Below are 9,322 nucleotides of genomic sequence, written 5' to 3'. Positions count from 1 at the left end.
CCTTTAATATAGGATTTATGATTTTACTTAATAAACGAAACCCTCTAAATATAGATTGAACAACCTTCAAACTATCTCCCTCCCTTAAATTAAGCTAATTATACCAAATTCTTTTAATACAAATTGAAATAATGTAAACGTACTAAAAAATTTGAAACTAAGGAAGAACTAATAAAATTCGTGAATGATGAAATYGTGAATACTTCAGAGGCATTGGAAATTTTAGAATGCTCGAGGCAGAATTTAAATAAGCTGGTTAAGTCAGGGACATTATTATTGGGTTAATTTAATTTTACAATTGTTAGCTGTTATTCTGTTTACATTCATACAGGTGGGGCTTGCGTTTTTATTATCTCCCCAAATAACTATATTTGTTTTGGTCTTTGGCTTATTATTCTTAGTAGCTTCTCGTGTTTTTATAAAAAAAGCACGAATACTAGGCGGTAAGACCTCGAAATTAGCACAAGACTATCTTTCTGGTATAACAGATCATTTTAATGGAATTAAAGATATAAAGAGTAATACTTTGGAAGCATCACGTTTAGATTGGTTACAATCTATAACAGAAAAGATGAGTAATGAACAAATGGAGTATATGAGAATAAGGTCGAACTCTCAATTGTTTTATAAAGTTTCAATGGCTATTTTAATTACATTTTTTATATTATTATCAGTAAGTATATTTAAAGCTCAACCCACCCAATTACTATTAATCATACTCATCTTTTCGAGACTATGGCCACGATTTATGACAATTCAGTCAAATTTAGAACAGCTTGCTGCAAGCATTCCTGCTTTTAAGTCATTATGGGAATTACAAGGGGAATGTAATGAAGCAATTGAAATGCAGGATATACATCAGCAAAAACATATAAAGCCGATTTGTATAGAGCAGGGTATTGAATGTAAGGGTATTTATTTTCGATATAATAAGAAGGAGCATTTGTATGCACTTCAAAATATTAATGTGAAAATACCAATCAATAGTATGACGGCTATTGTGGGACATTCGGGAGCTGGGAAGAGTACATTAATCGATGTTTTAATGGGATTGATTCAGCCAGAGAAAGGTCAAGTATTAATAGATGGAACTCCTCTTACAAGTGAAAATTTATTGTCATTGAGACGGGCTATTAGTTATGTGCCACAAGATCCTTTCTTATTTAATGCAAGCATAAGAGAAAATTTATTGATGATTGAGCCGAATGCGAGTGAAGAACAAATTTGGACTGCATTAGATTTTGCAGCGGCAGCTGAATTTGTACGAATACTTCCAAAAGGGCTTGATACTCTAATTGGAGATCGTGGAGTGAGACTTTCAGGTGGTGAACGTCAACGACTTGTACTAGCTCGAGCTATTTTAAGACAACCATCCATTTTAGTATTAGATGAAGCTACGAGTGCATTAGATACTGAAAATGAGGTAAAGATCCAATCAGCAATAGAAAGATTGAAAGGAACGATGACTATTGTTGTTATTGCGCATCGGTTATCTACGATCCGCAATGCAGATCAAGTTATTGTTTTAGGAAAAGGTGAAATTGTTCAAAAAGGTGAATTTAATCAATTGGCTAAAGAGAGAAAAGGTGTATTCCGAAATTTATTAGGGTCACAAATGGAAGTGGGTTCATAGAGGAGAAAGATTGAATGAAATCTTGTATTATTGTAATTCGAGTTGAATGATAGCCCGGATAATGGTCAGTTATAACAGATCTTATTCGGGCTTTTATACTTGTGTTTTGTAAATTTCGGGAATAAATATAATTCAGTACCTTGCAATAAATAGTACTGAGTGGTATATTATGGATAAATCAGGTACCGTGTATTGAACAGTACTAAAATGAGAAAGGGGGATTGTCCTTGAACGTTCAGTTTAAAAAAGGGGTGTTAGAACTRTGTGTWTTGGYACTWGTRAAACGTAARGATWGTTAYGGWTATGAACTTGTTCAGCAAATYTCTAATAAATTTTTAATATCGGAAGGTTCTGTATATCCGTTATTACGTCGTTTAACGAAAGAGGGATATTTTCAAACGTATTTAAAAGARTCSACGGAAGGACCGCCCCGTAAATATTATCAACTAACAGAGCAAGGAGAGAGGCAACTTACTTTATTAGTAACAGAGTGGCGTGATTTTGCTAAAGGTGTTCAAGAAATTATTGAAGGGGTGGAATGGGATGAGTAAAGAACGGTTTCTTAAAGAATTATCAAGTCATCTTAGAAAGTTACCAGAAGAAGAGCGACAAGATATTTTATTTGATTATGAAGAGCACTTTCAGTTTGGGATGGAAGAGGGGAAAACTGAATCAGAAATAATAAAGGGACTTGGCTCTCCGAAAGTAATTGCGAAAGACTTGCTTGCTTTGTATCGCTTTGATGAGATGAAAAAGGATCCATCGACTTCGAATATAACAAGAGCTGTCATGGCAGCGGTTGGACTTAGTTTGTTTAATTTCATTATTGTGTTAGGCCCATTAATTGCAATTATMGSTTTTATATTTTCYTTTTGGGTCGGTGGGATTGCTAGTGTAGTGACGCCATTTTTCGTTATTGTAAAAGTATTTATGGGCACTTTTATATGGTTGGATCTTTTCGTTAGTATAACGTTTGTCGGAGTAGGTTTGTTGTTATGTATTGTAGCTTATTATAGTACGAAGTGGTTTAAAAGATTATGTGTACGCTATGTAGTCTGGAACTTCAAAATGATAAAAGGGGAGTAGATGATGAAAAAGATATTATTAGTAGCTATCGCTTGTATCATTATTGGAGTAATAGGGATTTCACAAACATATGAAAAAGCAGTACAAACTGCAGAAAAAGGAGATAAAGAGGACGTAATTAAAAACGAAACGCTAAAAAATGTAGAGGTTAAGTTAGATGCTGGAGATATTGTTGTCCAAAAATCTCCTGATTCCTCTTTTTATGTAAAGCAAACAGGAGACGTAAGTAAACAGGAGATTCGTATTACTGAAGACGGTGATACATTAAAAATCATAGGGGAAATAGAAAAAGGTGTTTCATTTGATTTTTCATTTTACAATTTCGGATTTCAAACGCCTACATTGACTATATTAGTACCTGAACGTTCTTATCAAAAGATAAAAGTAAATTCATCCGCTGGACAAATAGAAATAAGTAATGTGAAAAGTGACCGCGTAAGTGTTGAAACACTCGCCGGAGAAGTGGATTTGAAACATGTAACAGCAAAGAGTGTGGAGGSKTCKACAAAAGCTGGTGAGGTGAATTTTAAAAAAGTAAYAGGGAAAGCAACAGCAAAAACGGCTAGTGGGGATATAGATATTATTGATCATGATTCTAAATATGATTTAGAGGTAAGTTCAACTGCTGGAGATGTAGATATTACTTTATTGGAAAAACCACAAGATGCAGTTATAACTGGGCAAACTGCTGCTGGAGACGTGACAATTTTTAATGAAGACAATAAAAATATAACGATTGGTAATGGTAGTAAAAAGATTAGCGGTAAAACCGCTGCTGGAGATGTTACTATTGAAACGCGTTAATAATTAATGAAACGCATTCTTTTGAATGAACGGAAATCTATCAAAATATAAAAAGAAGATAATTCCCTATATAAATAAGGGAATTATCTTCTTTTTATTATTTTTAATGTAAATCACGATATACGCCAATTACTTTTCCAATAACTGACACTTGTTTTAAAATAATAGGTTCTAGTGAAGAGTTTTCCGGTTGTAGACGGAAATGATCTTTTTCTTTATAGAAACGTTTAACAGTTGCTTCGTTATCTTCTGTTAAAGCAACTACAATTTCACCGTTGTATGCAGACTGTTGTTGGCGAACAACAACTAAATCACCATCAAAGATACCGGCTTCAATCATGCTATCTCCAGAAATGCGTAACATAAACACTTGATCTGCTCCAGCAACGATACTAGCTGGAAGTGGGAAGTGATCTTCTACACTTTCGACTGCTGTAATCGGTAAACYGGCAGTAACTTTTCCGATGATTGGAACTTGAATAACAGATTGTGTTTCCGTTCGGTTGTCACCTAAAATTTCAATTGCGCGTGGTTTTGTTGGATCGCGTCGAATATATCCCTTTTCTTCTAGTCGTGATAAATGTCCGTGCACTGTAGAACTAGAAGCAAGGCCGACTGCTTGACCGATTTCACGTACGGAAGGTGGATATCCTTTTTCTTGTACTTTTAGCTTAATAAAGTCGAGAATGTCTTGCTGGCGTTTCGTTAACTTTTCCATGTTTTCTAACACCTCGTTTTCTTTCATTTTTCTTATTATTAAGTATAACATGCGAAAAAACATTCTACAAACATAAGTTCGAACGAAAGGCAAATTTATGATACACTATAAGGAAAATATAGTGAGAAAGAAGGGTTCAAAATGAATGCAATTATTTATGCACGTGTGAGCACAACAAAAGAAGAACAGGAAACATCATTATTGCGTCAAAAAGATGAATTATTGCATTTAGCTGAGCGCTATCAAATGGATGTTACAAAGGTAATTGAGGAGCAGGCTAGCGGTTATACAATTGAACGTGATGGCATATTAGAAGTGCTAGATACAATTCGAGATGAACAAGTTGATGTACTACTTATACAAGATGAAACGCGTCTTGGTAGAGGAAATGCAAAGATTGCATTAATGCATTGTTTACATAAAGAGGGGATAAAAGTTTATACGCATACGCATAGTGGTGAATTACAGCTTTCAGATTCTGATTCGATGGTGCTAAATATAATTGGGATCGTTGAAGAGTATCAAAGAAAGATCCACAATTTAAAAATTAAACGTGGCATGCAAAGAGCAGTGGAGAAAGGATTTCGTCCAGAAAATAATTTGAAAAATCGTCATTTAAGCGTAGGACGTGAGAAAAAAGAAGTGCCAATTGAGGAAATTGTACGTTTGCGCCGGAATGAATTAACTTTTGAAGAAATTGCAGCAACACTTCGTGGTTTTGGTCATGATGTTTCAAAAGCAACTGTACATCGAAGGTATGTAGAATATACAAAGCAATTGCTTGATAAAGAGGAATAACTATTGTATGATAATAATCAGTTTTGAGTAGAAGGGGGATTCGAGATGCCAAGTCAAGAACTCATTGAACGCATTAACTTCTTAGCGAAAAAAGCAAAAGCTGAAGGCTTAACTGAAGAAGAACAACGTGAGCGCCAATCGCTTCGTGAACAATATTTAAAAGGATTTCGTCAAAATATGTTAAACGAATTAAAAGGAATTAAAGTCGTTAACGAAGAAGGCACGGACGTTACACCGGCGAAATTAAAAGCTTTAAAAAAGCAGGATAATGCAAAATTAAATTAAAAGATGGGCATAGCCCATCTTTTTTTATTTGTTAAAATTGTTATTTAATAACTTTCCAGTTTTCATTTTTTGTTGCTTCTATCCTTTTATGCTTTAATATATAGTTAGCGATAAGTTCAGACATATCTGTTGGTATGTCTTTTACTACTGGTTTATTTTGAAACATAAAGAAGTTCCCGCCACCGCTTGCACGATAATTATTCATAACAACGTCATATTCTTCATTCATATTAAGAGGAGCGCCTTTATACTGCAAAGACTCTACTCTCTCTCCAATTGGTTTTGAAATGTTTAATACATACGAAATCCCTTCCCACATATCGTAATTAWAGTGTTGTGGTTTTGGYTCTATATAGGTAGGGTTTACGATGATGGTTCCATCTGCTTTTAATGTGAAATAAGAAGCAGAGAGTTCGAGAGCATCTTTTATATCCGCTCCGGTTATTCTAATTACTTTTAATGTATTTGGATAAATATAATTAGAAACGATGTCACGCATTGTTACATGTTTCGGGAAACCTGGAGATGTATTATGAAACAAACTTGTACAAGAAATTGAAACATTAGCTATATCCATCTGTATTTTATTTATGAATTCAATAAAAGGATGATCTTGCAAACGTGTTTGCATAGCATCGGAAATTTGCATATCCCCATAAATTATTCCAATAGGTTTATCAAGCCAATTTTGTGTTTTCTCTTCATAATTGGCAACCAAGGAAAGAACATCTTGGTCTGCCGCAATTCCTTGTACTGGCAATAACTCTGAATAACTCTCTTTTTTCACCCATTTTTGTTCTGCTTTTTCGAATGTTACTGTTACTTTTCCAACTGAGTGTCCATTGCATCCGGTCTGTAAAATTGTTACACCATTAATCACGGTGTGAGCGATTTCTCGGTGTTGGTGGCCTGTTAGTAAAATATCTATGCCTTCAATTTCATGGCACATTGCATATCCTTGGTTTTCACCTGTTAAAACTTCAGTCGGTACTCCGGTTTGTAAATCACGTTCAAATCYCCCGTGATAGGCTACGACTAGTAAATCTGGTTTTTCATGTTTACGGATGTAAGAAACCCATTTTTTTGTTGTTTCAAATGCATCTTCAAATTGTAAATCTTTAATATGATGTGCTTGTTCCCAATGGGGGATGTAATGCGTTGTCACCCCTAAAATAGCAATTTTTATATTTGATTCAATATGTTTTATTATATATGGTTTCCCGAAATAAGGTTCTTTTCTGTTTTTATCTAAAATGTTTGCTGATAGATAAGGGGAATTTGCAGTAGTCACAGCATTATTTAATATATCCATTCCGTAATTAAATTCATGATTTCCGATAATTGCAATGTCATACTCTAAGTAGTTGGCTAATAAGGACATTGGGTTTTCCATATCTTTTTCGTATGTAGCGTAATGATAAGTAAATGGTGTTCCTTGAATGAAGTCCCCGTTATCAATCAGAAGAACGTTTGCATTTTGAGAACGTTCTTTTTTTATGAGAGTRGAAATTTTAGCTAAACCAATTTCTGCTTTGGAGTTATCTTGGTAGTGAATTGGATACACAGTACCATGTACATCGCTTGTTAATAAAATATTTAAAGTTACAATTTGATTTTGATTCAACGCCATTCACCTTTTCTATAGTTATCTTTCAATTAATCATATCAAATATATGAAAAGAATTTTAATGTGAATGTATAGAATGTGTAAAGATTCTGTAAATAAGCAATTRTTTGTAAAAATATGTGATATATTTCTTCATGTTTATGGAAGGTTATTTTATAACAACGAAAAATGGAGGCATTAACATGTTGAAAAAAGTTTTTGCAATGAGCACAACAGTTGTACTAGCAGCGGGATTATTAAGTGGGTGTGGAACGAAGGAATCAAGTGCAAGTAAAAATGAAGATACGAAAAAAGGTTATGTACCGAAGACGCTAAATGTTCAATTTGTTCCTTCTCAAAATGCAGATACGTTAGAGGCGAAGGCAAAACCATTGGAAAAGCTATTAAGTGATAAATTAAACATTCCGGTAAAAGTTAGTATTTCAACGAATTACAATACAATTGTAGAAGCGATGGCATCTAAGCAAGTAGATGTAGGATTTTTACCYCCAACAGCGTATGTGTTAGCGCATGAGAAAAAGGCTGCAAACGTAATTTTACAGGCGCAACGTTTTGGGGTAGATGATGAAACTGGAGCTCCCACAAAGGATTTAGTAGATGTTTATAAATCAGAGTTTGTTGTTAAGAAAGATTCTAATATTAATAGTGTAAAAGATTTAAAAGGTAAAAAAATTGGCTATCAAGATGTAACATCATCAGCGGGTTATGTATGGCCTGCGGCTGTATTGTTAAAAGAGGGAATCGATCCGTTAAAGGATGTGAAACCTGTTACATTAAAAGGTCATGATCAGTCACTTATTGCTCTTTTAAATGGTGATGTAGATGCAGCTGTTGTATTCCAAGATGCTCGCAATATTGTAAAAAAAGATTATCCGAATATATTCGATCAAACGAAAATAGTAAAATTTACGGAGAAAATTCCAAACGATACGATTTCTGTACGTTCTGATTTAGATGCAGAGTGGAGCAAGAAATTACAGGATGCTTTCATTGAAATAGGAAAGAATGAGGAAGGGCACAAAATCATTAAAGAGGTATACTCACATGAAGGATACGTTAAATCTGATGATAGTAAATTTGATATCGTTCGTGAATATGGAAAGAAAGTGAAAACGCAATAATACATATGGAAATGGCGACTAACTGGAAAGTGTGTGATTTCAGTTAGTTTGCCGTTTTTCAGTTATTGATAATACATAGAAGGTAGGTAAGATGTGTGATAGAGTTTCGAAATGTTTCCAAAGTGTATCCGAATGGTACAAAAGGATTGAATAATATAAACTTGAAGGGGACAACAGCAACGTGTATCAATTGCTAGAGCATTGGCACAAGAAGCGAAAATCATATTGGCAGATGAGCCTGTTGCTTCGTTAGATCCTCTGACAACAAAGCAAGTAATGGATGATTTGAAGAAAATTAATGAAGATTTTGGAATTACGACAATTGTAAACTTACATTCTATTGATTTAGCGAGGCAATATGCTACTCGTATTATTGGATTACATGCTGGTGAAATTGTTTTTGATGGATTAGTAGAAGAGGCAACGGATGAAAAATTCGCTGAAATTTATGGGGACGTAGCTCAGAAAAGCGCATTATTAGAGGTGGCAGCTAAATGAATGAAGTGACGATATATTCGAAATCGATACCGAAGCCGCCGAGTAAATTGAAACATATGTTAACGGTTATTTTAGTTATTTTACTGTTGTGGGGTAGTAGTGTACAGGTCGACGCATCATTTTCAAAACTAGTAGTTGGTTTTCCGAATATGATGGATTTATTGAAGGAAATGGTGCCACCAGATTGGAGTTATTTTCAAATTATTACAACAGCAATGTTAGATACAATACGTATGGCGATTATTGGAACRACTTTAGGGGCGATTTTAGCCATTCCACTTGCACTATTTGCGGCAAGTAAYGTATTTACTAGTGTATTTTTGTACAGTCCAGCTCGATTGATTTTAAATTTTATACGAACAATACCAGATTTATTATTAGCGGCTATTTTTGTAGCGATTTTTGGAATAGGACCACTTCCAGGTATTTTGGCTCTTACTTGTTTCTCCGTTGGACTCGTAGCGAAATTATTGTATGAGTCAATTGAATCAATTGATCCAGGTCCATTAGAAGCRATGACAGCTGTAGGAGCGAATAAGGTGCAATGGATAGTTTATGGGGTCATTCCGCAAGTGAAAGCGCACTTCGTCTCCTATGTACTTTATACATTTGAGGTGAATGTACGTGCAGCAGCTGTTCTAGGTTTAGTAGGAGCAGGTGGGATTGGATTATATTATGATCGTACACTTGGATTTTTACAATATCAACAAACTGCTTCTATTATTATTTATACCCTTGTTGTTGTATTGCTA

The 9,322-nt window shown here is 34.4% G+C and carries 9 protein-coding genes and 3 pseudogenes; 10 read left to right on the top strand and 2 right to left on the bottom strand.

Annotation, left to right across the window (positions count from 1 at the left end; translation table 11 throughout):
• Window positions 1-171 precede the first annotated feature (171 nt).
• The 5 genes and pseudogenes from AC1DJR_RS10875 to AC1DJR_RS10855 form a co-directional block, all read left to right on the top strand.
• Window positions 172-276: pseudogene (locus AC1DJR_RS10875) on the top strand (DNA-binding protein); the annotation flags it as partial.
• Window positions 275-1,633 (top strand): annotated as a pseudogene (locus AC1DJR_RS10870) (ABC transporter ATP-binding protein); the annotation flags it as partial. The pseudogenes AC1DJR_RS10875 and AC1DJR_RS10870, both read left to right, overlap by 2 nt.
• Window positions 1,634-1,860: 227 nt before the next feature.
• Window positions 1,861-2,184 carry a PadR family transcriptional regulator gene (locus AC1DJR_RS10865; protein ID WP_477002593.1) on the top strand — a complete coding sequence of 108 codons (324 nt, stop codon included), beginning with the start codon at window positions 1,861-1,863 and terminating at the stop codon, window positions 2,182-2,184.
• Window positions 2,177-2,719, top strand: a complete 543-nt coding sequence (locus AC1DJR_RS10860) for a DUF1700 domain-containing protein (RefSeq protein WP_477002592.1) — start codon at window positions 2,177-2,179, stop codon at window positions 2,717-2,719. The genes AC1DJR_RS10865 and AC1DJR_RS10860 overlap by 8 nt, the downstream gene beginning before the upstream one ends.
• Entirely contained in the window at window positions 2,720-3,523 is an 804-nt protein-coding gene (locus tag AC1DJR_RS10855; protein ID WP_477002591.1) for a DUF4097 family beta strand repeat-containing protein, read from the top strand.
• Between the two features lie 103 nt (window positions 3,524-3,626).
• Here AC1DJR_RS10855 and lexA read toward each other — a convergent pair whose 3' ends face one another.
• The gene (gene lexA / locus AC1DJR_RS10850) at window positions 3,627-4,241 is read right to left on the bottom strand and encodes a transcriptional repressor LexA (protein WP_477002590.1); all 615 of its coding nucleotides are present in this window, start codon (window positions 4,239-4,241) and stop codon (window positions 3,627-3,629) included.
• 141 nt (window positions 4,242-4,382) lie between these two features.
• On the opposite strand from lexA, the gene AC1DJR_RS10845 reads away from it, so the two are divergent.
• Both AC1DJR_RS10845 and AC1DJR_RS10840 read left to right on the top strand, forming a co-directional pair.
• Window positions 4,383-5,039, top strand: coding sequence for a YneB family resolvase-like protein (locus tag AC1DJR_RS10845; RefSeq protein WP_002014433.1), 657 nt, complete (start codon window positions 4,383-4,385; stop codon window positions 5,037-5,039).
• 45 nt (window positions 5,040-5,084) lie between these two features.
• Window positions 5,085-5,324 carry a DUF896 domain-containing protein gene (locus AC1DJR_RS10840; protein ID WP_002014431.1) on the top strand — a complete coding sequence of 80 codons (240 nt, stop codon included), beginning with the start codon at window positions 5,085-5,087 and terminating at the stop codon, window positions 5,322-5,324.
• 40 nt (window positions 5,325-5,364) lie between these two features.
• Here the strand turns inward: AC1DJR_RS10840 and AC1DJR_RS10835 are convergent, their stop codons facing one another.
• On the bottom strand, window positions 5,365-6,948 hold the full coding sequence (locus AC1DJR_RS10835; RefSeq protein WP_477002589.1) for a bifunctional metallophosphatase/5'-nucleotidase: 1,584 nt from the start codon (window positions 6,946-6,948) through the stop codon (window positions 5,365-5,367).
• A 185-nt stretch (window positions 6,949-7,133) separates the two neighbouring features.
• On the opposite strand from AC1DJR_RS10835, the gene AC1DJR_RS10830 reads away from it, so the two are divergent.
• The 3 genes and pseudogenes from AC1DJR_RS10830 to phnE all read left to right on the top strand — a co-directional run.
• Complete coding sequence (locus tag AC1DJR_RS10830) at window positions 7,134-8,072, top strand: phosphate/phosphite/phosphonate ABC transporter substrate-binding protein (protein WP_002137777.1); 939 nt, start codon at window positions 7,134-7,136, stop codon at window positions 8,070-8,072.
• 168 nt (window positions 8,073-8,240) lie between these two features.
• Window positions 8,241-8,570 (top strand): annotated as a pseudogene (locus AC1DJR_RS10825) (ATP-binding cassette domain-containing protein); the annotation flags it as partial.
• Window positions 8,567-9,322, top strand: a 756-nt coding sequence (gene phnE / locus AC1DJR_RS10820) for a phosphonate ABC transporter, permease protein PhnE (protein ID WP_477002588.1), incomplete at its 3' end; no start/stop codon positions are given. The pseudogene AC1DJR_RS10825 and the gene phnE, both read left to right, overlap by 4 nt.

The organism is Bacillus sp. 05T31, from assembly GCF_056396725.1.
This window is presented reverse-complemented; position numbering and strand designations above follow the sequence as displayed.

What these genes read in the sequence shown, in the direction of transcription:
- AC1DJR_RS10845 (WP_002014433.1), top strand. Translation starts at nt 4,383, where the DNA reads ATGAATGCAATTATTTATGCACGTGTGAGCACAACAAAAGAAGAACAG.
- AC1DJR_RS10840 (WP_002014431.1), top strand. Translation starts at nt 5,085, where the DNA reads ATGCCAAGTCAAGAACTCATTGAACGCATTAACTTCTTAGCGAAAAAA.